At 71.5% G+C, this 22,489-nt stretch carries 24 protein-coding genes; 8 read left to right on the plus strand and 16 right to left on the minus strand.

Going from position 1 to position 22,489, the window contains the following annotated elements; genetic code table 11:
- Positions 1-102 precede the first annotated feature (102 nt).
- Positions 103-339, minus strand: a complete 237-nt coding sequence (locus ACGFIB_RS06480; protein ID WP_191050982.1) for a DUF397 domain-containing protein — start codon at positions 337-339, stop codon at positions 103-105.
- A gap of 33 nt (positions 340-372) precedes the next feature.
- On the minus strand, positions 373-1,230 hold the full coding sequence (locus ACGFIB_RS06485) for a helix-turn-helix domain-containing protein (protein WP_142567626.1): 858 nt from the start codon (positions 1,228-1,230) through the stop codon (positions 373-375).
- Positions 1,231-1,792: 562 nt separating this feature from the next.
- Between ACGFIB_RS06485 and ACGFIB_RS06490 the strand changes: the two genes are divergently transcribed.
- The 3 genes from ACGFIB_RS06490 to ACGFIB_RS06500 all read left to right on the plus strand — a co-directional run bounded on the left by ACGFIB_RS06490 (position 1,793) and on the right by ACGFIB_RS06500 (position 3,709).
- Complete coding sequence (locus tag ACGFIB_RS06490) at positions 1,793-1,954, plus strand: hypothetical protein (protein ID WP_191050984.1); 162 nt, start codon at positions 1,793-1,795, stop codon at positions 1,952-1,954.
- Between the two features lie 143 nt (positions 1,955-2,097).
- A complete protein-coding gene (locus ACGFIB_RS06495) occupies positions 2,098-2,700 on the plus strand; it encodes an HD domain-containing protein (protein ID WP_142567628.1) in 603 nt (200 codons plus the stop codon).
- A 100-nt stretch (positions 2,701-2,800) separates the two neighbouring features.
- Positions 2,801-3,709 (plus strand): Rieske (2Fe-2S) protein, encoded by a 909-nt coding sequence (locus tag ACGFIB_RS06500; RefSeq protein WP_142567629.1) that lies wholly within the window; start codon positions 2,801-2,803, stop codon positions 3,707-3,709.
- 88 nt (positions 3,710-3,797) lie between these two features.
- On the opposite strand, the gene ACGFIB_RS06505 is transcribed toward ACGFIB_RS06500, so the two are convergent.
- Genes ACGFIB_RS06505 through ACGFIB_RS06515 form a run of 3 tightly spaced genes read right to left on the minus strand, consistent with a single transcriptional unit; the run spans position 3,798 to position 5,648 of the window.
- Positions 3,798-4,016, minus strand: coding sequence for a hypothetical protein (locus tag ACGFIB_RS06505; protein WP_393369025.1), 219 nt, complete (start codon positions 4,014-4,016; stop codon positions 3,798-3,800).
- 34 nt (positions 4,017-4,050) lie between these two features.
- Positions 4,051-4,800, minus strand: coding sequence for a sulfite exporter TauE/SafE family protein (locus ACGFIB_RS06510; RefSeq protein WP_357241839.1), 750 nt, complete (start codon positions 4,798-4,800; stop codon positions 4,051-4,053).
- A 59-nt stretch (positions 4,801-4,859) separates the two neighbouring features.
- Complete coding sequence (locus ACGFIB_RS06515; RefSeq protein ID WP_142567631.1) at positions 4,860-5,648, minus strand: ABC transporter ATP-binding protein; 789 nt, start codon at positions 5,646-5,648, stop codon at positions 4,860-4,862.
- A gap of 70 nt (positions 5,649-5,718) precedes the next feature.
- Here ACGFIB_RS06515 and ACGFIB_RS06520 point away from each other — a divergent pair, with 70 nt between their 5' ends.
- Positions 5,719-6,444 (plus strand): hypothetical protein, encoded by a 726-nt coding sequence (locus ACGFIB_RS06520; protein ID WP_387251946.1) that lies wholly within the window; start codon positions 5,719-5,721, stop codon positions 6,442-6,444.
- A gap of 99 nt (positions 6,445-6,543) precedes the next feature.
- Here the strand turns inward: ACGFIB_RS06520 and ACGFIB_RS06525 are convergent, their stop codons facing one another.
- The 4 genes from ACGFIB_RS06525 to ACGFIB_RS06540 all read right to left on the minus strand — a co-directional run bounded on the left by ACGFIB_RS06525 (position 6,544) and on the right by ACGFIB_RS06540 (position 9,870).
- The gene (locus ACGFIB_RS06525; protein WP_393369030.1) at positions 6,544-7,452 is read right to left on the minus strand and encodes an LLM class flavin-dependent oxidoreductase; all 909 of its coding nucleotides are present in this window, start codon (positions 7,450-7,452) and stop codon (positions 6,544-6,546) included.
- A gap of 80 nt (positions 7,453-7,532) precedes the next feature.
- A complete protein-coding gene (locus ACGFIB_RS06530) occupies positions 7,533-7,997 on the minus strand; it encodes a MarR family winged helix-turn-helix transcriptional regulator (protein WP_142567634.1) in 465 nt (154 codons plus the stop codon).
- A gap of 41 nt (positions 7,998-8,038) precedes the next feature.
- Positions 8,039-8,662 carry a response regulator gene (locus ACGFIB_RS06535; protein ID WP_142567635.1) on the minus strand — a complete coding sequence of 208 codons (624 nt, stop codon included), beginning with the start codon at positions 8,660-8,662 and terminating at the stop codon, positions 8,039-8,041.
- Positions 8,659-9,870 (minus strand): GAF domain-containing sensor histidine kinase, encoded by a 1,212-nt coding sequence (locus tag ACGFIB_RS06540; RefSeq protein ID WP_393369034.1) that lies wholly within the window; start codon positions 9,868-9,870, stop codon positions 8,659-8,661. The genes ACGFIB_RS06535 and ACGFIB_RS06540 overlap by 4 nt, the downstream gene beginning before the upstream one ends.
- Positions 9,871-9,994: 124 nt before the next feature.
- Here ACGFIB_RS06540 and ACGFIB_RS06545 point away from each other — a divergent pair, with 124 nt between their 5' ends.
- Genes ACGFIB_RS06545 through ACGFIB_RS06555 form a run of 3 tightly spaced genes read left to right on the plus strand, consistent with a single transcriptional unit; the run spans position 9,995 to position 12,416 of the window.
- The gene (locus ACGFIB_RS06545) at positions 9,995-10,657 is read left to right on the plus strand and encodes an SDR family NAD(P)-dependent oxidoreductase (RefSeq protein ID WP_357258809.1); all 663 of its coding nucleotides are present in this window, start codon (positions 9,995-9,997) and stop codon (positions 10,655-10,657) included.
- Positions 10,654-11,811: an S-adenosylmethionine:tRNA ribosyltransferase-isomerase gene (locus ACGFIB_RS06550; protein WP_393369038.1), complete on the plus strand. Its 1,158-nt coding sequence runs from the start codon at positions 10,654-10,656 to the stop codon at positions 11,809-11,811. Before ACGFIB_RS06545 ends, ACGFIB_RS06550 begins: the two co-directional genes overlap by 4 nt.
- A gap of 41 nt (positions 11,812-11,852) precedes the next feature.
- Positions 11,853-12,416 (plus strand): hypothetical protein, encoded by a 564-nt coding sequence (locus ACGFIB_RS06555; protein ID WP_142567639.1) that lies wholly within the window; start codon positions 11,853-11,855, stop codon positions 12,414-12,416.
- A 97-nt stretch (positions 12,417-12,513) separates the two neighbouring features.
- Here ACGFIB_RS06555 and ACGFIB_RS06560 read toward each other — a convergent pair whose 3' ends face one another.
- Together ACGFIB_RS06560 and ACGFIB_RS06565 are read right to left on the minus strand one after the other, a co-directional pair.
- Complete coding sequence (locus ACGFIB_RS06560; RefSeq protein ID WP_393369042.1) at positions 12,514-13,518, minus strand: 1-acyl-sn-glycerol-3-phosphate acyltransferase; 1,005 nt, start codon at positions 13,516-13,518, stop codon at positions 12,514-12,516.
- Entirely contained in the window at positions 13,515-14,249 is a 735-nt protein-coding gene (locus tag ACGFIB_RS06565) for a GNAT family N-acetyltransferase (protein ID WP_357016274.1), read from the minus strand. The genes ACGFIB_RS06560 and ACGFIB_RS06565 overlap by 4 nt, the downstream gene beginning before the upstream one ends.
- A 200-nt stretch (positions 14,250-14,449) precedes the next feature.
- On the opposite strand from ACGFIB_RS06565, the gene serB reads away from it, so the two are divergent.
- Positions 14,450-15,673: a phosphoserine phosphatase SerB gene (gene serB, locus ACGFIB_RS06570; RefSeq protein ID WP_189104852.1), complete on the plus strand. Its 1,224-nt coding sequence runs from the start codon at positions 14,450-14,452 to the stop codon at positions 15,671-15,673.
- Positions 15,674-15,677: 4 nt separating this feature from the next.
- On the opposite strand, the gene ACGFIB_RS06575 is transcribed toward serB, so the two are convergent.
- From ACGFIB_RS06575 to ACGFIB_RS06595, 5 genes are all read right to left on the minus strand, one after another.
- On the minus strand, positions 15,678-17,759 hold the full coding sequence (locus ACGFIB_RS06575; protein ID WP_393369046.1) for an FUSC family protein: 2,082 nt from the start codon (positions 17,757-17,759) through the stop codon (positions 15,678-15,680).
- Between the two features lie 50 nt (positions 17,760-17,809).
- Positions 17,810-18,343, minus strand: coding sequence for a SixA phosphatase family protein (locus tag ACGFIB_RS06580; RefSeq protein ID WP_393369049.1), 534 nt, complete (start codon positions 18,341-18,343; stop codon positions 17,810-17,812).
- Positions 18,344-18,512: 169 nt separating this feature from the next.
- Complete coding sequence (locus ACGFIB_RS06585; protein ID WP_191051000.1) at positions 18,513-20,846, minus strand: sodium-translocating pyrophosphatase; 2,334 nt, start codon at positions 20,844-20,846, stop codon at positions 18,513-18,515.
- A 591-nt stretch (positions 20,847-21,437) separates the two neighbouring features.
- Positions 21,438-21,866 carry an ATP-binding protein gene (locus ACGFIB_RS06590; RefSeq protein ID WP_191051001.1) on the minus strand — a complete coding sequence of 143 codons (429 nt, stop codon included), beginning with the start codon at positions 21,864-21,866 and terminating at the stop codon, positions 21,438-21,440.
- A gap of 19 nt (positions 21,867-21,885) precedes the next feature.
- Positions 21,886-22,236: an STAS domain-containing protein gene (locus ACGFIB_RS06595; protein ID WP_030506779.1), complete on the minus strand. Its 351-nt coding sequence runs from the start codon at positions 22,234-22,236 to the stop codon at positions 21,886-21,888.
- Between the last annotated feature and the right edge of the window lie 253 nt (positions 22,237-22,489).

Genomic DNA, 22,489 nt, shown 5'->3' on the forward strand with positions numbered 1-22,489 from the left:
GCCAGGCAGGCCGCGCGGCAAGGAAAAAGCGATGGGGATACGACTAGGGATGTCCAGGAAAAAGAAGAGCCTGGCCGCCGGACAGGTCGGCCAGGCCAAGGACTAAAGGTCGAACTCGCCGTCCTTCACGCCACCGATGAACGCGTCCCACTCCGCGGGAGTGAAGACGAGAGCGGGACCGTCCTGGTTTTTGCTGTCGCGCACACCCACGTGGCCGTCTGAAAGTACGGCAACTTCCACACACTGGCAGTTGTTAGAGCTCCGGCTACTCTTCCACCAGATGGCGCCGGACAGGTCACTCGAGTTCTTGGACAATGTTTCTCTCCCCCCGGAAATCATGTCGCGCGGGTTTCCGGGGCGGTCTAGAGCTGGCTAACGCCAGTGACGGACAGTTTTCTCCAAGAACCGGCGGGAGTCGTCCACGTCGAGGGCCTTCGTCTCCAGGTAGTCGAATGCCACCTCGTACCGGTAGACGATCGCCTCGTCCTCGACCAGACGCCCGCCCAGGAGTGCCTCCAGGTACACGACGTCATGGAACTCGGGCACCTTGAGGTGGCAGAACGCCCCGGTGTTGATCGGATGGTCCGCGTCGAGCGGCAGGATCCGCAACTCGACGTTCGGCCTCTCTGAAACCTCGATCAACCGCCTGAGCTGTTCCCGCATCACCTCGTGGTCGCCGAACCGGCGCAGCAGGACCGACTCCTCCAGAACAGCCGAGATGGCCAGCGGGCTGTCCGTCCTGAGAACCGCCTGCTGGCGCGCCATCCGGACCTCGATCCGGCTGCGGACGCCGCCCGGCGCCTCAAGGGTGCTCCGTTGTCCGCTCTCCATCATGGCTCGGACGTACGCCTCTGTCTGGAACAGACCCGGCACGACCTGGGGTTCCCAGTCGCGTGCCGCCGTGGCCTCGGCCTCCAGGCCAAGGAACGTCGTGTATTCCTTGGGCAGGGAGTCGCGGTAGTCCTCCCACCAGCCCTTCCGGGTCGCGTCCCGGTGCAGGGCGAGCAGCTCTTGGCGTTGGCGGGAATCTACCATGTAGATCAATAAAAGTGCCTCAACATCGCTCGTGCGAGGCGAGGTGCGCGCCGTCTCGATCCTGCTGATCTTCGCTGCGGACCAGCCGAGCCGGACGGCGACCTGGTCGCCCGTCAGATCGGCGCGCTCGCGTAACCGGCGCAGTTCCTGCCCCAGCCGACGGCGGCGGACGGTGGGACTGCCGTGCTCGGGCACCCCTGCCGACCTCCTTCATCCGGTGAATCCGGTGGTTGCGGTGGACGCACGGACGATGGGCGCGCCCTGGCGGACCGGGCGCACGGGTGAGGGGCGCCCTGTTCGAAGATTACCGCGCCCGCTCGTGCAACTTGCACCGCGATTTGCAGCGTATCGGCACAAGATTCTTGCGGATTTCTTTTCGTCAAGTATTGCAGGGCATTGCGTCCTGAGTCACGATCGATACGGGAAGGGTCTTCTGGAGAGTGGGGGCGCCGGCGATCGCCGGCGAAATACTCCGGACCCGCTTCCCCATCCGAGGCACGCGCCCGGCGAGGGCGCCGGCCGCTTCGGGTGTGCGTGACAACGGGAGGCATCCGGGCCAGCGGGATTTCGACATTCGGCGGGCGTCACAACGCTCGCATCGCACAAGAAGCGAACACCGAATAGGCCGTTCCGGCGATGGAACGCGCCCTCCGTACGACGAATTCAGGACGACGAGATCTCCGCTTGGCACCCCTCCGAAAGGAGTCTCTTGGTGAATCCCTCCGGTGCCGCCTGGTTATCACTGATCAAAATCCGGATGACGATGGCCGATATGGCGCTGTGCGCCGACCAGGACCGGTGGGCGCGTGAGCTGAAGTGGACCGTGAGCCGCACCGGCTTCGGCGCCCGCCACTATCGCGACCCCCGCTTCGACCTCGTACGCGAGCTGGAGGAGGTCGGCCGCCTCTTCACCGTCTGACGCCCGGCTCACCGTTCGGCGCCCTCTTCGCCTCCGGGAAACAGGTCCAGGGGCCGGACGGGAGAAGGGTGTGTCTCATGACCTGGACGGCACGCGGCGCCGGATCGGGGACGAACTGATCGTGACCGGTTAGGCTTGCACGGGTGACGACCGCGCTCATCCACGAACGGCTGCAGTCCCAGCTCGCCTTCCACACAGAGATCGACAAGCTGAAGCGCGTGATCCGCCGGAACTCGCTGATCGACGGCTCACGCCGCGAGAACGACGCCGAGCACTCCTGGCATCTGGCCATGATGGCGATGACGCTGGCCGAGCACGCGCCCCCGGAAACCGACATCTCCAGGGTGGTCGCGATGCTGCTCGTGCACGACATCGTGGAGGTCGACGCCGGCGACACCTTCATCTACGATCCCGTCGCGGTCGAGGGGCAGGCCGCCCTCGAACGCGCGGCGGCCGACCGGATCTTCGGGCTGCTGCCGGAGGACCAGGGGGCGCGGCTGCGCGGGCTGTGGGACGAGTTCGAGGAGCGGCGCACACCCGAGGCGAGGTTCGCCAGGGCGCTCGACCGGCTCGCACCGATCATCGCCAACCATCACAACGAGGGCGGCACCTGGCCGCTCTACAAGGTGACGGCCCGCCAGGTCATGGAGAAGGTGCGGCTCATCGAGGAGGGGTCGCCCACGCTCGGCGAGTACGCCGCGCGGCTGGTCGCCGGCTCGGTCGCCCAGGGGCATCTGGCGCCCTGACCGGGAACGTCCCGGCCGAAACTCGCACATACCGTCTCATGCCTGTCCATGTTCACACCTGTGACGCGGGGGTACGTGATCCCGTGTTAGGGGGCGAGAAATGGAAGAGACGACCAGGCCGCATGCGGGCCGGACGGCACGGAGGGTCCCCTCGGCAGAGCTCCTCGACGGGCTCGAGCGGGCCACCGCGCTCGACCGGCCGATCGCCGTCATATCCAAGAAGGTCCGCCGCAGACTCGGCCCGGGCAAGCTCCGAGACGTCCTGCACGGCGTGCCCATGGGACACCCGCTGCACCCGGCCCTCGCCATGACGACCTTCGGCTGCTGGCTGTCGGCGAGCGTGGTGGACATGACCAGGACGGGCTCACGCGCGGCGCGGACGCTGATCCTGGTGGGACTGGGCAGCGCCGTTCCCACGGTGGCGGCCGGCCTCACCGACTGGTCCACCCTCCATCGCGAGCAGCAGCGCGTGGGCCTGGTGCACGCCATGACGAACGCCGTAGCGGCGCTCTGCTACTCGGGCTCTGTCTTCTTACGGGTGACGGGGCGCGAACGCGCCGGGCGCATGCTGGGGTACGCGGGACTGGCGGCGGCCTCCGCGGGTGCGAACCTCGGCGGCCACATGTCCTATCGCCAGGCCGCCGGGGCCAACCACGCGGAGTCGGTCGGCCACCTCATGCCGCTCGGCTGGCACGACCTGTGCGCGCTCAAGGACCTGCCCAACGGGCGGCCGGTGCGGCGACGGCTCGGCTACATCGACCTGTTCGTCCTGCGCCTCGGCGACGACGTGAGCGTGCTCGCGGACAACTGTTCCCACCTCGCCGGCCCTCTCCACCAAGGACGGGTCGCCATGGAGGAAGGCCAGGCCTGCATCGTCTGCCCGTGGCACGGCAGCGCCTTCCGCATCTCCGACGGCCGGGTCATGCACGGTCCCGCGACGTCGCGACAGCCGGCCTTCCAGACCCGGCTGCGGCAGGACGGCGTCATCCAGGTCCGCCCCGCGGAGTGATCCCGCAGCGGCTCCACCACGATGACTCCATCAGTGGCTCCACCACAGTGACTCCACCACTGCGGCGCGTCCCGCGCCCGGGCCCGGGTCAGCCGGTGTCCGGGGCGCGGTCGTCGGCGGGATATTCGACCAGGGCGAGGACACGGTTGGACATGAACCTCGCGGTGCGGACAGGAGTGCCCGCCCGCGTGACCTCGGTGACCTCGACCACTCCCCGGCCCGTCGTGATCTCGATCCGGCGGCCCGCCCTGGTCGCGATGACTTCGTAGGTGCGCGGGGTGCCCCCCGCATCGATGACGATCTCCACCCGGTCGCCCTTCACAAAGGGCAGACATACCCTTTCAGGACACCAGCTTCACTATCGCCACGATTCCCACGACAACAATGAATCCCCGCAGCAAGGGTGCGGGCAGCCGGCGGCCGAGGCGGGCGCCGAGGAAGCCGCCGACGGCCGAACCGAGCGCGACCATCAGCACGGCGGCCCAGTCCACCGGCGCGATGAACGCGAATAGCACCGCCGCCGTGGCGTTGACCAGCAGCGACAGCAGGTTCTTCGCCGCGTTCACCCGTTGCAGGTCCTCGTCGAGGAAGCTGCCGAGCAGGCCGATCAGCACGATGCCCTGGGCAGCGCCGAAGTAGCCGCCGTACATGCCCGCGCCCAGGACGCCCAGCCACAGCCACGGCCCGCCGTGCGGGTGCGGCCTGCGCCGTGCGGCCAGCCACTCGTTGATCCTCGGCTGGAACACCACGAGGAGGCAGGCGACCGCGATGAGCACCGGAACGATGACCTTGAACGCCTCCGCGGGCAGGCGCAGGAGCAGCACCCCACCCGCGACCGAGCCGATCACGGACGCGACGCCGAGCCGGAGCAGCCGCTCGCGCTGGCCCTTGAGCTCGGCGCGGTAGCCGAGCACCCCGGTCACGCCGCCCGGCACGAGCCCGACGTTGTTGGACACGTTCGCGACGATCGGAGGGAAGCCGACGGCCAGCATCGTCGGGAACGTGATGAGCGAACCCGATCCCACGACGGCGTTGATGGCCCCGGCCCCGATACCGGCCGCGAAGACCGCGACCGCCTCCCACGGCGTCACTCGCACATCTCCTTCGTACGGCTATCCGCCAAGGGTAGGCGCCGGGCTCCGCGTGGGGATCAGAGGGGACGGGCGTACCAGCGGCCCTGCTGGCCGCGGTCGAGATGCAGCGGCACGCCGAAGGTCGCGGACAGGTTCTCCGGCGTCATCACCGAGTCGATCGGCCCCTGGTCGACCACCGAGCCGTGCCGCAGCAGCAGCACATGGGTGAACCCGGCCGGGATCTCCTCGACGTGGTGGGTGACCAGCACCATCGTGGGCGACTTCGGGTCCTGGGCCAGCGCGCCGAGGCGGCGTACGAGGTCCTCGCGGCCCGCCACGTCGAGCCCGGCGGCGGGCTCGTCGAGCAGCAGCAGCTCGGGGTCCGGCATGAGCGCCCGGGCGATCTGCACCCGCTTGCGCTCGCCCTCCGACAGCGTGCCGAAACGCCGCCGGATCAGGTGGGCGCAGCCGAGCTGGTCGATGAGCTCGACCGCCCGAGTGACGTCGTGGGAGTCGTACTCCTCCGTCCACCGGCCCAGGATCGCGTACGACGCGGTGAGCACGAGGTCGATGACCTTCTCATCCGGCGGGATGCGCTCCGACAGGGCCGCACTGGCCAGGCCGATCCGGGGCCGCAGGTCGAACACGTCCGTCTGGCCGAGCCGCTCGCCGAGGATCTCCACCGAGCCCTCGGACGGGAACAGTAGCGACGCGGCCACCTGGAGCAGCGTCGTCTTCCCCGCGCCGTTGGGCCCGATCACCACCCAGCGCTCGTCTTCCCTGACGCTCCAGTCGATGCCGCGCAGCAAGGCAGCGCCGTCCTTACGGACGGTCACGTCCTGAAGCTGAAGCACCTGACCGCCCATGTGGTCCCCCTCCGTGGTTCGCTGAGATAAAACTATGGCAGTCCGACCACATATCGTGGATCGGGTGCGCATCGATTCACCGATCTCCGCCACGCTCGTCGCCTGGGGCAATGCCTGGCTCGGGGGACACGTGAGCCTGGAGCACGCCCTCGACCGCGTCGAGCGCGAGGCCGGGCCCCAGGTGGTGGCGGCGGATGGCGTCGAGACCCCCCTGCTCGCCTACCTCGTCGACCGGCGGATCGAGGGCCTCGACGCGTTCCGGCTGGCCCTGCCGGTGCCCGGCGACCCGCTCGGGCTCACCGGCCCGCCCGCCTTCAACGGCGCCGCGATCGACGCGGGCCAGGCCGTCGTGGCCGTGCTGTCCGGCCGGTGCCTCGGTCTCGTGCCGTCCGCCGACCGGCGCGGCTCGTCGTACTCCGGAATCCGCTGGACCGTGGCCGAGGCGTCGGCCGTCCCGCCCGACGTGCCGTCGCTGGCCGAGGCGGAGCAGGCGCTGCGGACCGCCATGATGGCCGCCACCGAGGCGCTGCTGAGCGTGGGCGGCCCGGCACAGGGCTTCCCCACCCCGGACACGCTCGACCGCGCGGGCGAGGCCCTCGCCCCCGGCTATCCCGGCAGGGCGCACCGGGTCGGCGCCCTCGCCGCCCGGCTGACGGCCGCGCTGCGCCTGGCCGACGAGCGGGGACTCACCTCCGGGCAGGTCGCCGCGCGCGGGCAGGCCCTGCGCGACCTCGACCGCGCCGTACGGCGGGCCAGGGTGGCCGCGCACAACGCGATCGCGGAGTCCCAGGTCTGACCCGCGACCAGTCCGACACGCGAGCGGTCCGACGCGCGACCGGTGTGACACGCGCACCGGTCCGCCGCACGCGCCCAGTCTGCCGGGCCCGGACCGGGCTCACTGCTTCGCGACGGCCTCGCGGACGGCCGGCACGACGTCCTGGGCCCAGCGGGCCAGGAGGGTGCGGCCGGGGGCGCCCTGGTCGGCGGAGAAGATCGTGAAGCCCGACGCGCCGTGCTCCACCACGGCCCCGGTCAGCTCCTCGACCCACTGGCCGACGGAGCCGCCGATCCAGCGGCCCTCCGCGTCACGGGTGGCGGGCATCGGCCGGTCGGTGATGCGGCCGGGGAAGTTGAAGACCGTGCGGATCTCGCGCGGATCACGCCCGGCGGACGCCGCCGCCTCGTCGATGACCGGCCGCGACGTGCGGTAGCGCCGGCTCAGCCAGTCGGCCGCGTGGCCGGGGATCCAGCCGTCCGCCACCCGGCCGGTGGCGGCCAGGGACTTGCGGCCGACCGATCCGGTCCACACGGGCGGCGCGGGCACGGGGGCCGGCTCGATCTGGTTCACCTGGTAGTGCTTGCCCTGGTAGGTGACCGGAGGGCCGCCGCCGGACAGCAGCTTGACCAGCACGATCGCCTCCTCGAAGGCGTCCACGGCGTCGCCGGGCGAAAGGAGCGGCACCCCCATGTCGGCGATGCGATCCCACAACCCGCCCGCGCCCATGCCGAGCACGATCCGGCCGCCCGACAGCGCCGACAACGACGTCACCATCCTGGCCAGCATGGGCGCGGGCCGGGTCGGCAGGTTGGTGACGTTGGCGAAACCGGCGATGTGCTGCGTACGCCCGAGGATGAAGCCGAGGGCCGCATAGGCGTCCACACGTCCGCCGAGGTAGGGATGGTCCGACAACGTGAAGATGTCGAGCCCGTCGCGGTCGGCCTGCTGGACCATCGGCAGCAGCTCGGGTAGGTCCTCGATGCCGGAGTGCGCGCCAAACCCGAAGACGACGTCATGTGCTGACAACGTTCCGCCTTTCCACAGGGACAAAAGTTCGCACTACGAACCATATTAGTTCGTAGTGCGAACCACAATCCCTTCGGGGTTCAGCGCATCGAATCCGGTTCCACGAAGACGCTGGGGACCTTGTTGTCCGTCACGACGCGGCCGAGCAGGGCGGCGAGCGTGTCGCGCTCCGCCGGCGCCAGACCCGAGGCCAGTTCCTCCACGCGGCGGCAGGTCTCGGCGTAGAACTCGTCGGCCAGCTTGGCGCCCTGCCCGGTGAGCGACACCCGCACCGCGCGGGAGTCCTGAGGGTCGGAGGTGCGCCGGACCAGTCCGTTGCGCTCACTGCGGTCCACCAGACCGGTCAGGCTCGACTTGGCCAGGCCGAGCACCGCGCCAAGCTCGCTCATGCCGTAGGGCTGCGCCATCAGGACGCACAACAACTGGCCCTGTTGCTGGGTGAGGCCGTACTCGCGGGCGGAATTCGCGTACACGGCGTTCACCAGGAACGTGGACCGCACCAGTGCGGCCACCGTCCCGATCCGGCCGCCAGCATCCTTGCTCACCGGTCCAGAATAACCAATTCGCGAGACGAACTACCGTCCCGTCAGGACAGGCCGTGGCGTACCGCGTAAAGCGCGGCCTGGGTGCGGTCCTGCACGGCGAGCTTCATGAGCACGTTGGAGACGTGCGTCTTCACGGTCTTCTCCGCCACCGTGAGCTCGCGGGCGATCTCGCGGTTGGAACGGCCGGCGGCGAGCAGTCGCAGCACCTCGCGTTCCCGGTCGGTCAGCGCGGACCCCGCCGCGTCCCGCTCGCGGTCCGCCGGGCCGGCCAGCATCGCCTCGGCGGCCTCCGGCGCGAGCAGGACCTGCCCGCCGTGCACGGCCCGGATCGCCTGGACGAGGGCGCCGGGGTCCACGTCCTTGTAGAGGAAGCCCGCCGCGCCCGCCCGCATGGCCGGAGCCACGTCGCCGCGGTCGCTGACCGAGGTGAGGACGATCACCCGCACGTCCCGGCCGGACAGCTCCGCGAGCGCGCCGAGGCCGTCGAGCACCGGCATCTTCAGGTCGAGCAGCAGCACGTCGGGCGTGAGCGCTCCGGCCAGCTCGACCGCCTCCGCGCCGTCTGCCGCCTCCCCCACGACGTCGATGTCCTCCTGGATCTCCAGGAACGTACGCAGGCCCTGCCGTACGACGGGGTGATCGTCGGCGATGAGCACGCGGATCACGCGGGCACCTCCAGTCGCACGGTCGTGCCGCGGCCGGGCGCGGAGGAGACCGTCAGCGTGCCGCCGACGGCCTGGGCCCGGTCGGTCATCGACGGCAGGCCCAAGCCGTGCACGCCCGCACCGTTGGGCCCGGCGCTGTCGAATCCGGCGCCGTCGTCGGTCACCTCCAGCACCAGCGCGTCCTCCCGATGCGCGAGCCGTACGTCGATGCGGGCGGCCCTGGCGTGCCGTACGGCGTTGTGCAGCGCCTCCTGGGCGACCCGGAGCACGGCGACCTCGATCTCGGGCGCCGGATCGGGGGCACCGCCGAGGCCGCGGTCGCCCGGCGGGTCGCCCTCGGCGGAGAACGCGACCGTCATGGGGTGCAGGCGGTTGAGGAGGGCCGCCTGCTTGCGCAGGCTCTCCACCAGGCCGTGCCGGTCCAGCTCGGCCGGGCGCAGCTCCACGATCACCGCGCGCAGCTCGGTCAGCGCCTCTCCCGCCATCCGCTCGACCCGCTCGATCGCCTCGGCCGCCCGCTCGGGGTCCGTGCGCGTGAGCGCGGCGGCGGCCCGCGCGGTCAGCCGCAGCGAGAACAGCTTCTGGCTGACGGCGTCGTGCAGCTCGCGGGCCATCCGGGTGCGTTCCTGGACGACCGTGAGCTCGCGCCCCCGTTCGTACAGCCGGGCGTTGGTGATCGCGATGGCGGCGTGCGCCGCGAACAACGTCAGCAGTTCCTCGTCGGCCTCGCCGAACCCCCCGGGCGTCCGCTTGTTGGACAGGAAGATGATCCCGAGGACCGTGTCGCCGTCCGTGATCGGCACACCGAGGAAGTCCTTGAGGATGGGGTGGGCCTTCGGCCACCACCCGAACCGGGGATCCCTGCGGATGTCGGGCAGCCGCACCGGCGTCCCCTCGCGGAGCATCGCGCCCAGCATGCCGTGCTGGCGGGGGGTGGGCCCGATGGCCGCCCACTGCTGGTCGGAGATGCCCTCGGCCACGAACTCAGCGAAAGCGCCGTCGTCGTCCGGCACGCCGAGCGCGGCGTATCTCGCGTCGAGCAGCCGCGCCGCCGACCGCACGATCACCTGGAGGACCTCGCGGACCGACAGGTGGCGGGTGACGGCGAGCACGGCCGAGCTGACCGCGTGCAGCACCGCGTCGCGGTCCCGCGCAGAGGCGGCGGGGCCGGCGGCCGGGTCGGCGGCGGGGTCGGCAGGCTCGGGCACGGACACAGAGTAGGTCCACCGCCGAACGCTCCGCGTCGGCCGCAGGACCTAGACCCAACTGCCGAGCGGCGGCCGGACCTCGGTCCGATGCGCGCCCGACGTGCTGATTTCTAGCGTGAAGCACATGAAGCACGCACTCATCACCGGAGCGTCGCGAGGGCTGGGACTCGCTCTCGCCAAGGCGCTCGCCGGCGACGGCTGGTCGCTCCTCCTCACCGCCCGCGGCGAGGAGGAGCTGATGTCGGCGGCCTTCGACCTCGGCGCCCTGGCCATCCCCGGAGACGTCGCCGACCCGGCGCACGTGGCCAGGCTCGCCGAGTCCGTGCCCGAGCTGGACCTGCTGATCAACAACGCGAGCGGGCTCGGCCCGGCCCCGCTGCCGAGGCTCGCCGACTATCCGCCGGACGCGCTGCGCGCGCTGTTCGAGACGAATGTGATCGCGCCGCTCGCGCTGGCGCAGGCGACGCTGCCCGCGCTGCGCAAGCGGCGGGGCGCGATCCTCAACATCACCTCCGACGCCGCCGTCGAGGCGTACGAGGGCTGGGGCGGCTACGGCGCGACCAAGGCCGCCCTCGACCAGATGTCGAACGTCCTCGCCGCCGAGGAGCCCGACGTGGCGGTCTGGTGGGTGGACCCGGGCGAGATGCGCACCCGCATGCTGGCGGACGCCGTGGGGCCGGAGGAGGCCGCGGCGGCGCCGCCGCCCGAGAGCGTGGTCCCGGCGCTGCTGCGCCTCGTGGGCGCCCGCCCCGCCCCCGGCCGCTTCACGCGAGGAGAACTGGAATGACCGCCCGGGACCCGCACACCACCGTCCCGCCCCGGACCGATCGCCCCGCGAAGACCGCCCCCGGCCGGGCGGACGGGGCGGACGCGACGCCGCCCGGGGTCAGGCCGTACGGCGCGGGGGAATCGTTCGAGTTCGCACTGGCGGCGCCGCTGGAGGCGCACGAACCGCCGGAGGCGCGCGGCCTGCGCCGCGACGAGGTCAGGTTGCTGGTGTCCCGCCGTGACACCGGCGAAGTCACCGGCGAGGTCACCGGAGAGGTCACCCACCACGTCTTCGCCGACCTGCCGTCGCTGCTGTCCCCCGGCGACCTGCTGGTGGTCAACAACTCCGCCACCCTGCCCGCGGCGGTGCGGCTCGACCGGCTGGCCGTCCACTTCTCCGGCCGCCTCGCGTCCGGCGAGTGGCTGGTCGAGCTGCGCCGCCGTACGGCGACGGCGACGGAGCCCTATTCCGGCGTCGCGCCCGGCGAGTGGCTGCCGCTCCCGGGAGGGGCCACGCTGCGCCTGCCGGCGCAGGAGACGCCGCGCCTGTGGCGTGCCCACCTGGACCGCGACGTGCTGTCCTACCTCGCCGTGCACGGCGTGCCCATCCGGTACGGCCACGTGAGACGCGACTGGCCGCTCGCCGACTACCAGACGGTCTTCGGGGTCGAGCCGGGCAGCGCGGAGATGCCCAGCGCCGGCCGGCCGTTCACCCCGGAGCTCGTCACCGACCTGGTCCGCCGGGGGATCGGCATCGCGCCGATCACGCTGCACACCGGGGTCGCGTCTCCGGAGAAGGACGAACCGCCCTATCCCGAGTGGTTCTCGGTCTCCCCGTGGACGGCACGGCTGGTGAACATCACCCGCGAGCACGGGGGCCGGGTGATCGCCGTCGGCACGACCGTCGTACGGGCTCTGGAGACCGCCGCCCTCGACGCCCCAGCCCCGGGCACGGTGCGGGCGACGTCGGGCTGGACCTCGCACGTCGTCACGCCGGCGGAAGGCGTGCGAGCGGTGGACGGCCTCGTCACGGGCCTGCACGAGCCCCGCTCCAGCCACCTGATGATGCTGTCGTCGATCACCGGGACCGGCGTGCTGGCCCGCGCGTACGAGGCCGCGCTGGAGGAGGGTTACCTCTGGCACGAGTTCGGCGACAGCCATCTCATCCTCTGATACGTGATCCAACTGTGATCTCGATCGTCAAGGCTGACCGCATGCGTACCCTCATCGGCAAGCCGACCGCGCTGCTGGCACTGCCACTGGCCGCGGGCGCGCTGGTCGCGTCCGGCGCGCCCGCCTCCGCCGCGTCGTCGGCCGCGACCACCTCGTCCGCGGCGACCACGGCGAACACGGCGGCCTCGGCGCCCGTCCGCATCCAGGTCAGTTACCCCTACGGCGTCCGCGCCGGGCGCGTGGTGTCATACAAGGTCAAGCTCGTCAACAACCTCAAGACCAGGACCGACGAGATCTTCCTGGCGGTCAAGTTCCCCAAGAACGTCACCAAGACCCGGGTCTACGTGCCGCACGGCTCCAAGTACCACGAGCACTGCACGCGGGAGCGGACCCGCGCGCTGTGCGTGCTGCCCGGCCTCAAGAAGGGCGGGAGCTACACGTTCTGGGCGAAGGCCCAGGTGAGCGGGTCCGCCCGCGGCAAGCTCTACGGCTACTTCGGCGGCGCGGTCATCGACACGTCGACGAACACCGACCCCAGGGAGCTGTTCACCGAGTTCGGCGAGCGCATCGGCTGGGTGAAGTCGAAGAGCACGATCACCCGCTGAGTTCCGTCCGTCATCCACTGCGTCTGTCCGGCGCCCGTCCGGCGTCTGCCCGGCGAGGCGCCGGGCAGACGCCGGCGATCGTGTCCGGCAGCCCCGCTCAGGCCGCCACGACCTGCTCCCCGGGCTCCACGAGCCCCGTCACGAGCCCCGTCCTGACCTGAGCCTCCGCGATCCGCGCCAGCGCCGTCCGCGCCTGCCTGCGCTGAACCGGCCCGCCGAGCGCGACCGGGCCGACCGGCCGTACGGCGGGGAAGACCGTCACCTCCGCGACGAGGTCCCTGGTGGCGACGATCCGCAGGACGGACGCGAGCAGAGTGTCGTCCCCGACGTACGACGGCCGGGTGGAGAGGGCGACCCGCTCCCCGGTCAATCGCCCGGCCCCAGTGTTTCGGCCGGCACCCGTGTTTCGGCCGGCGTTTCGGCCGGCTCCAGCGCCCTCCAGGAAACGCAGCGCCACCGGCCGTACGGGCACTCCCGCGTCGAGCGCGGCCTGGAACACCGCGGGCCGGAAACGCCCCATCTCGCGTCCACACCAGGTCGTGCCCTCGGGGAACGCGGCCACGCTCTCGCCGCGCCGCAGCGCGGCGGTCATGTCCGCCACGACCCCCGGCAGAGCCGACAGCCTGTCCCTGTCGATGAACAGCGCGCCGCCCCGGCCGGCGAGCGTACGGATGATCGGCCATCTGCCCACCTCCGCCTTGGCCAGCGGGCGGCAGGCGGCGGTCGCCGTGATGACCAGGGGATCGAGCCAGGAGACGTGGTTGGCGACGAGCAGGGCCGGCCCGTCCTCCCCGGGCACGGCCCGCACCCGCGCCGAGCCCCCGATGAAGGAGAACCCCCGGTGCGTCACGATCCTGACGCCGAGAGCCCGCAACAGCAGCCGCGACCACAGCATGGTGACCACCCCCCGCCGTGCCGTACGGCCCAGCGCGAGCGCGATCGGCAGACCGGCGAGCAGCACGGCGGCCGCGCCCGCCATGCGAGCGGCCCGCCGCAGGGGGCCGGCCCTGCGGGCCTGCGCGCGCAGGCAGACATCCGGCATGCAGGGAGACGTCGGCAGCCAGGCGGAGGAGGCCGCCGGCAGGTGCGTGACGGCGCTCACCGCGTCTGCCCGAGGAAGTGCCGCAGGTAGCGGGGGTCGGCGTCGGCCACGGAGAGCAGCACGAAGAAGTCCGCGGTGCCGAAGTCCGGATCGTGGGCGGGAGCGCCGCAGATCCACGCGCCGAGCCGCAGGTAACCGCGCAGCAGCGGCGGCAGCACGAACCTGCCGGGCCGGGGAACCCCGGCGTCCCGCCAGGGCGTGTGCGGCGTGACGCGATACTCCTCGGGCCCCAGCCGGACCCGGTCGACGACTCCGGCGGCGACCGCACCCCCGTCGTTCAGGGGAACCGAGCAGCAGCCCGCCAGCCACGCGTGGCCGCGACTGGTCATGTAGTGCGCGATCCCCGCCCACATCAGGGCGACGACCGCGCCGCCGCGGTGGTCGGGGTGCACGCACGTGCGCCCGGCCTCGACCAGGTCGCCGCGCAGGCCCTTCAACCCGCCGAGGTCGAACTCGGAGTCGGCGTAGAGCCGATCGGAGCGGCGGGGCGGCAGCAGGCGGTAGGTGCCGACCACCGTGTCACCCTCGCGGACGAGGAGGTGGTCGCAGTACGCGTCGAGCGGCTCGGCGTCGAGCCCGCTCAGGGGGGAGTCGAGCCGGGCGCCCATCTCCCCGGCGAACACCTCGTAGCGCAGGCGCTGGGCGGCGCGCAAATCCGCGGCGCTCTCGGCGAACCCGACGGTGTAGCGGCCTGAGCCAAGGGAGTGTTGAGACTGCAGAGAGATCGTCATGCGCGTCGCGTCCTTCCTCCGGGGGGTGCCGGCCACGATGAGGCGGACGGCGCAGGATGTCCCGGCCTGGCCTTCTTCGGGGCCCACCACCATGACGACATGCGGAAATGACAGCGGAGCCTCGGAGCGGGGGCATGAAGACGTCCGCATCGTGAACCTCGTGCGCGCTCATGACAAGCGGCGCAGTAACCTCAAACAACGTGAACCAGCGCACGCTTCTGATCACGCTGACCGGTCCGGATCGCCCGGGCGTCACCTCGCGGCTGTTTTCCGTGCTGGCCGGGTTCCCGGTCGTCGTGGCCGACGTGGAGCAGGTCGTCATCCGAGGCCGCCTCACCCTGGGTGTCCTCGTCGCCTACGCCGGGGGTCCGCCCACCGGCACCGGGGGCACGCTCGGCGGTCTGTGGACGGCCGTCGAGCAGGTCGCCGCCGACCTCGACATGGACCTGGAGATCGCCACCGGCACGATCTCCAAGGAGAAGCGGCGACGCGGGCGGCTGCACGTCACCGTCCTGGGCGCGCCGCTGCTGCCCGCCGCCATGGCCGGGATCTCCGCCCGGATCGCGGCGAGCGGCGCGAACATCGACAGGATCGAGCGACTGTCGAGCTATCCGGTGACATGCATCGAGCTCGCCGTTTCCGGCGCCGACCCGCAGGCGATGCGCGCGGAGCTGGCCGCGGAGGCGGCGGCGCAGCAGGTGGACGTGGCCGTGCAGCGCAGCGGCCTGCACCGCCGCGCCAAGCGCCTCATCGTGATGGACGTCGACTCGACGCTGATCCAGAACGAGGTCATCGAGCTGCTTGCCCGGCACGCCGGGTGTCTCGACGAGGTCGCCCGGGTCACCGACGAGGCCATGCGCGGCGAGCTCGACTTCGCCGAGTCGCTGGTCAGGCGGGTCGCGCTGCTCGAAGGGCTGTCGGAGGAGGTCTTCGAGAAGGTCGTCAAGGAGGTCGTCCTCACCCCCGGCGCGCGCACGCTGGTGCGGACCCTCAAACGGCTCGACTACCGCTTCGCCATCGTCAGCGGCGGCTTCACCCAGATCACCGACTCTCTGGTGGCCGACCTCGGCATCGACTACTCGGCCGCCAACACCCTTGAGGTCGTCGACGGCCGGCTCACCGGCCGGGTCGTCGGCGAGATCGTGGACCGGCCGGGCAAGGCCCGGGCGCTCGAGCGCTTCGCCGCCGAGTCGGGCATCCCGCTGAGCCAGACCGTCGCGATCGGCGACGGCGCCAACGACCTCGACATGTTCGCCGTCGCCGGGCTCGGCATCGCGTTCAACGCCAAGCCCATCGTGCGGCAGGCCGCCGACACCGCGGTCAACGTGCCCTACCTCGACTCGATCCTCTACCTGCTCGGCATCTCCCGCGAGGACGTGGAGGCGGCCGACGCCGAGGACGGCATGCCGCCCACCATGACCTGAGACCTCAGGGCCGGTTCGCGAAGGCGCCGGCCGCCGCCGCGCACAGCCGTACGGCGTCGGCGCCCAGCGACCGCAGCGCCTGGTCGACGGCGGCGGTGCGCAGCAGCGCCCGCCCCGAGCCCGGCTCGGTCACGTCCGCCTCCAGTTCGCTGAGGCGGCGCTCGGCCTGGGCGCCGACCCATACGGCGTTGTCCGCGAGCCCCCGGCTCACCTCCGCCGCCGGCTCGTACGGCTCCCGCCCCCGCACGCCCCGGGCGGCGGTCCGCAGGTGGCCGGCCACGGCGTCCAGGACGTCGGGGACCGGCCCGCCGCCTGCGGGCTCGTCGCGCAGCACCGAGATCAGCGTCAGCAGGTCGTCGCGGACCCGCTGGGCCGCGTCCAGGGCCTCGCCGACGGCCTCGGGCGCCGTGCCGCCGGGTTCCTCGGCGATGTAGCCGAGCGCCTCCGCCACCATCTCGGCGTCCACCGCGGCCTTCCTGACCCGCTCCTCGGCGCGTTCCACGCCCGCCTTCCCCCTGGCCAGCTGCGCCAGCGTCCGGGCGATCGCCGCGTGCGAGTCGATCATCCGGCCGACCCGCTCGGCCAGCCGTTCCGTCTCCCCCCGCGGCCACAGCAGTCGCGCGCACGCGATGGCGATGACGCCGCCCACGACCGTCAGCACGACCCGCGACTCGGCGATCCGTGCGGTCTGCGGCATCTGGAAGTCGAGCAGCAGGAGCACGCACATCGTCATGAACGTCGCCCAGTAGGCCTGGTGCGTCGGGGCCAGGCCGAACGCCAGCGCGGCCGACACCCCGATCAGCGCGACGAGCGTCCAGTGACCCGGCGCGACGGTCAGGACGGCGGCCGAGACCAGACCCCCGGCCGTGCTGCCGCTCACCCGCGCCCACACCTTGGCCCGCGTCTCCCCGTACGTCGGCTGGATGGTGACCAGCACCGCGATCACCAGCCAGTGCGGGAACGCCGGCTTGACCAGCACGATGATGATCGAGGCGAAGGCCGTGCCGAGCACGACCCGCAGGGCGTGCCGCACGCGCGGATCGTCGAAGGCGAGCGACGGGGGAGCCGCCAGCGTGGTCAGATCGAGGCCGTGCGTGCACAGGCGGCGGGCCGCCTCGGTGGAGCCGTCGAGCGCCTCCTGGATCCGCGTGACGCTGTGGGCGATCTGCCGGAGGAGGACGAGCACGACCATCTCGCGCTCGCCGCCCGCGGCCTGGTCGCGCAGCCGGTCGACCCGATCGCCGAAATCCATGACGGGGACGTGCGTGGGCGGGCAGTCGGCCAGGTAGGCGCTCAGCGCCGCGGACAGCGAGGCCACGAGGTCGCCGAGCCCCGCCTCGTCCGCCCCGCCGGGCGCACGCCGGGCCAGCGTGTCGCACAGCCCGCGCAACGCGATGATCTCGTGGAACACCCGGCGCAGCGCGAGCGCGACGTCCCCGGCCGCCCGCGACCGCTCCCACCAGACACGGCGGGCTCGGGCCGTGCGGACCTCGGCGATGGCGTCGGCGGCCTTCCTGCGGCGCTCGTCCCACTCGTCCTGACCCACCGCGGGATCGGCCACGGCCCCGACCAACCCGGCCAGGGTGTCGGCGGTCTCCCCCAGCATCGCGACGATGGGGCGGGTGCGCCGCCACGGCCAGGGCAGGGTGAGCAGGACGGCCGCCAGCAGACCGCCGAGCAGTTGCAGGCCCGCGTGCGGCACGGGATCGAGCGGCAGCGGGTTGGCGGCGGTCAGCAGCAGCGTGAGCGCCGGGGTGACGCCGATCGGGCGCACCAGGCCGCCCAGCCCGGCCAGGGCCGAGGCGACCAGGACCATGGCCCCGCCGCTGCCCGACAGCAGGATCCCCAGCGACGTCCCCACGCCGACCGACAGCATGACGCCGAGCATGTACAGCGTGCGCACGCCCGCGGGGTTCGTGATGGCCCGCGCCGCGACCAGCCACGCGCCGAGGCCGACCGTCGCCCCGCCCGCGGGGTGCCCGGTGAGCAGGCCCACGAGCAGCGGGATCAGCAGGCAGGCGGCCCCGGTCAGGCCGAAACCGAGCGCGAGCCGTGGATCCTCCAGCCTCGGCGCCCTGGCGAGCACGACGTTCCTGAGCGGCAGGCGCCCTTACTACCCGCCGTGCCGGGCCGCAATCAGGTGCGGCTCACGTGGACCAGCCGTCCGGTGCCGGGGGCGACGTCCTCCCACGGCACGTCCAGCTCGATCACCGCGTACGCGCCGGGTGGGAAGCCGTCGAGTCTGGTGCCGGTCAGGGCGGCGACGAGCTCGTGCACGCCCGGGTTGTGGCCGACAAGCACCACCGACCCGATCTCGCCGTCCGTACGGCGCAGCACGCCGAGCAGGTCGTCGGGGTAGGCCTCGTAGATGTCGCGTTCGATCTCAAGGGGGGCGTCGAGGCCGAGCAGCTCGGCGGTCCTGCGGGTGCGGACCGACGGCGAGCATAGGACGAGACCCGAGGTGGGCCCCGAGGTGAGCCCTGCGGTGCGCCCTGTGGTGCGCCCTGTGGTGAGCCCTGTGGTGAGCCCGGGGACGATTCGCCGGATCTCCTCCCCGGCCGCCCGGGCGTCCCGTTCACCGCCGGGAGTGAGCGGACGTTCGCCGTCTGGAAGGCCGGGCGCGTGACCGGCCTTGGCGTGCCTGACCACGACGAGCGTCCGGGCGCTCACGGCATGGCCCAGACAGCGAGACCCACGATCACGGCGATCATCACCGCCATGGTCAGCAGGATCAGCGCCAGCGTCCTGCCCCCGTTCGGCTTGTCCATAAGTGCTCAGTGTATGGAGAAGGTCCCCCGCTCCACGAGCGAGGGACCTTCGGGCCGTGGTGCGGGCCGCGTCAGTGGGCGACGGGCTCCGTGGCACGGGAGGCCTCGTCGGCCTCGCCGGACGGGGCGATACCCGTGGCGCGGCGCTTGGAGACCACAACGGCGCCGACCACGACCGCCACCGCGACGACCGTCGCGGTGACGCGCACCGCGACGTTGTCGGCGTACGTGACGACGGCCGGGGCGATCAGCAGTGCGACCAGGTTCATCACCTTGATCAGCGGGTTGATGGCCGGGCCGGCGGTGTCCTTGAACGGGTCGCCGACGGTGTCGCCGATCACGGTGGCGGCGTGCGCCTCCGAGCCCTTGCCACCGTGGTGGCCGTCCTCGACCAGCTTCTTGGCGTTGTCCCAGGCGCCACCGGAGTTGGCGAGGAACACCGCCATCAGCGTTCCGGCCGCGATGGCGCCGGCCAGGTAGGCCCCGAGCGGCGCGTAACCGAGCGCGAAGCCGACCGCGATCGGGGTCAGCACGGCGAGCAGGCCGGGGGTCGCGAGCTCGCGCAGCGAGTCGCGGGTGCAGATGTCCACCACACGGCCGTAGTCCGGCAGCTCGGTGCCGTCCATGATCCCGGGCTTGGTGCGGAACTGCTCGCGCACCTCGTACACGACCCGGCCGGCGGCGCGGCCGACGGCGCTGATCGCGAGACCGGAGAACAGGAACACCACGGCCGCGCCGACGATGAGGCCGACCAGGACGTTCGGGGCGTCCACCGACAGGCTGAAGTCGGCGAACGAGCCCAGGGCGTCCTTCACCCCCTGCGTCGCCTTGGCGAGCTCGCTCTCGACCGCGGTGCGGAACGAGCCGAACAACGCGGTCGCCGCGAGCACGGCGGTCGCGATCGCGATGCCCTTGGTGATGGCCTTGGTGGTGTTGCCGACCGCGTCCAGGGAGGTGAGGACCCGGGCGCCCTCGCCCTCGACGTCGCCCGACATCTCGGCGATGCCCTGGGCGTTGTCGGAGACCGGGCCGAAGGTGTCCATCGACACGATCACGCCGACCGTGGTCAGCAGGCCGGTGCCGGCGAGGGCCACGGCGAACAGCGCCACGGTCACGTTGCCGAAGCCGAGCAGGAAGGCGCCGTAGACCGCACCGCCGATCAGCAGCGCCGAGTAGACCGCGGACTCCAGGCCGACCGAGATGCCGGACAGGATGACAGTGGCGGGGCCGGTGAGCGAGCTCTCGCCGATCTCCCGCACCGGGCGCCGGTTGGTCTCGGTGAAGTAGCCGGTGAGGACCTGGATGGCGCTGGCCAGGACCAGGCCCACGAGCACCGCGCCGATGGCGATCAGGCGCGGGTCGGCGGTGAGCGCGGCGACGTTCGCGGAGGCTCCGGACAGTTCGGCGAAGCTCGACGGGAGGTAGGCGAACGCCGCGACGGCCACCAGCACGGCCGAGATCGCGGCGGAGATGAAGAAGCCGCGGTTGATGGCGGCCATGCCGGACCGGTCGCCGGAGCGGGGAGCCGTGGTGAAGATGCCGACGACCGCCGTGATCACGCCGATCATCGGGACGATCAGCGGGAAGACGAGACCCTCGGTGCCGAACGCGGCCTTGCCCAGGATCAGGCTCGCGACCAGGGTGACCGCGTACGACTCGAACAGGTCGGCGGCCATGCCGGCGCAGTCGCCGACGTTGTCACCCACGTTGTCGGCGATGGTGGCGGCGTTGCGCGGGTCGTCCTCGGGGATGCCCTGCTCGACCTTGCCGACCAGGTCGGCGCCGACGTCGGCGGCCTTGGTGAAGATGCCGCCGCCGACACGCATGAACATGGCGAGCAGCGCGGCGCCGAAGCCGAACCCCTCGAGGACGTTCGGCGCGTCGCCCTTGTAGACCAGCACGACGATCGCGGCGCCCAGCAGGCCCAGGCCGACCGTGAACATGCCGGCCACGCCGCCCGTGCGGAACGCGATGCGCATCGCGGTCTTCTCACCCGACTCGCGGGCGGCGGCCGCGACTCGGACGTTTCCACGTACGGCGAGCCACATGCCGATGAAACCGGTCAGCGCGGAGAACACCGCGCCGACCACGAAGAAGACGGACCGGCCGATTCTCTCGCCGGTCGAGCCCGCCGGGAGCAGCAGGAGCAGGAACGGAATGATGACGACGAATATCGCAAGCGTCCGGAACTGCCGCGTGAGATACGCGGCGGCGCCCTGCTGCACGGCACGCGAGATGTTCTGCATTCGCTCGGTGCCCTGCCCGGCGGCGAGCACCTCGCGCACCAGGCCGCCCGCGACGGCAAGAGCGAGCAACGCCACTACGGCGACGACTATGACAAGGGTGAGATGGGAACCATTCAAAGCTACCGCTGCGCTCTCGCCAGCGGCGTGATAGGCAGACATCCGTCCTCCTCGGCCAGACGGGGTTTCGGTCCTGCCCGGACGGCGCCGACGATCCGACTGGCCGTGCGGCGCACTTCCGGGCGGTTGGCAAGTGCCGCTTCCGGTTGCATCCGCAATACCTTGGCCGGTGCCGGGAGTCTACGCAGCGATGCCACGGATATGAAGGCCCTCGTGCCTCGCAATCGAGGCGGCGTCCAGTAATGAGCGAACATTTGCGGCGCTATGAAGGTGGTTTGACCAGCACAGTCAGGGGCGCGGCGGCAAGGGTCGCCCTGGTTACGGTACTCCCTTGTTCTTAGTTTCGGCCTCCCCGAAATTAGGCCGGGCACAGCAAAAGATCGAGTGTCACGCCGGGGGCGACACTCGATCTGCTCGAAGTCTCCCCTCGAAGACCTCGCGCCAAAGGGGCGTCGGAGTCGTCGGGGGTCCTTGAAGGTCCTCCTCGGATGCCCCCGGGAGGCTCCGAAGGCTCTGGGGGCCGTCTTCGGAGGCTGAGGGACATCTGGGGAAGCTCAGGGATCTCTTGGGAGGCTCCTGATCTCTTCGGAGGTCCTTTTGATCTCCTCGGAGGTTCTCGGAGGCTCCCGGAGGTCAGAGGGCGGCGATGCCGTTGGGCGACGCGGGCCAGCTCATGCGGATGCGCATGCCCTTCGGCCCGGGGAGCACCTCGACGTCGTCGGCCAGTCCCGCGATCACCGCGATGCCCAGGTTGTCCATCTCGGGCATGAGGCTGCCGTCCGCCTCCAGCACCTGAGGCGTCACGTCCTCACCCGGGGCGGCGTCGGTGACCGTCACCTCGAAACGCCCCGCGTCATCGCGTAACTCGATGCGAACCGGCTCCCCCGGGCAGTGGAGGCGGTGCGCCTCCACAGCCCGCGAGCACGCCTCTCCGACGGCGAGCCGCACCTCGTCCAGGATCGCCTCCGCCACTCCCGTGCGCCGGGCGATGGCCGTGGCGACCAGCCGTGCCGTACGCACGTGGGCGGGCAGAGCGCTGAACGTCAGCTCGACGGTGGCCATGTGGCTGAATCCTCGACCGTCACTTGTCCCGGCCGTGGGCTTCCTTGGCCTCCTCGACCGAGGCGTAGATCCCGAAGACCTTCGTCAAACCGGTGATACGGAAGATCTTCAGGATGCGCTCCTGTGTGCAGACGAGCTCCAGGGAGCCGTCGTGCGCCCGCACCCGCTTGAGGCCGCCGACCAGCACGCCAAGGCCGGTCGAGTCGAGGAAGTCCACCTTCTCCATGTTCACGAGCAGGTGGAAGTTGCCCTTGTTGACCAGGTCGATCAGCAGCTCACGCAGTCGGGGCGCGGTGTAGACGTCGATCTCACCCTCGACATCGACGATGGTGAGATTGTCCTCGGAATGGTGGTCCAACTTCAGATCCACAGATCCTCCAGCGCCTTACTTGCGTAGGTCTCGATACAGGTCATGCATCCTGGTAGTCCAGAGGCACGACCCGATGCGCGGCATTCAACCACGCTACGACTCCGTGTCTATACGAAATCACGACTCCGGGCGACTCTCCCCGCAGATGCCAAACTGGAAACCAGTGACTCCGACTTCTTCGTCCTCTGCCCGAACAGGCGACCTTCTCACCCGTCTGCTCGCCGTTCCCGCACGCCGGGGGCGCGTGACTCAC

Source organism: Microbispora bryophytorum (assembly GCF_043197435.1).
In the GTDB taxonomy this organism is placed as follows: Bacteria; Actinomycetota; Actinomycetes; order Streptosporangiales; family Streptosporangiaceae; genus Microbispora; species Microbispora bryophytorum.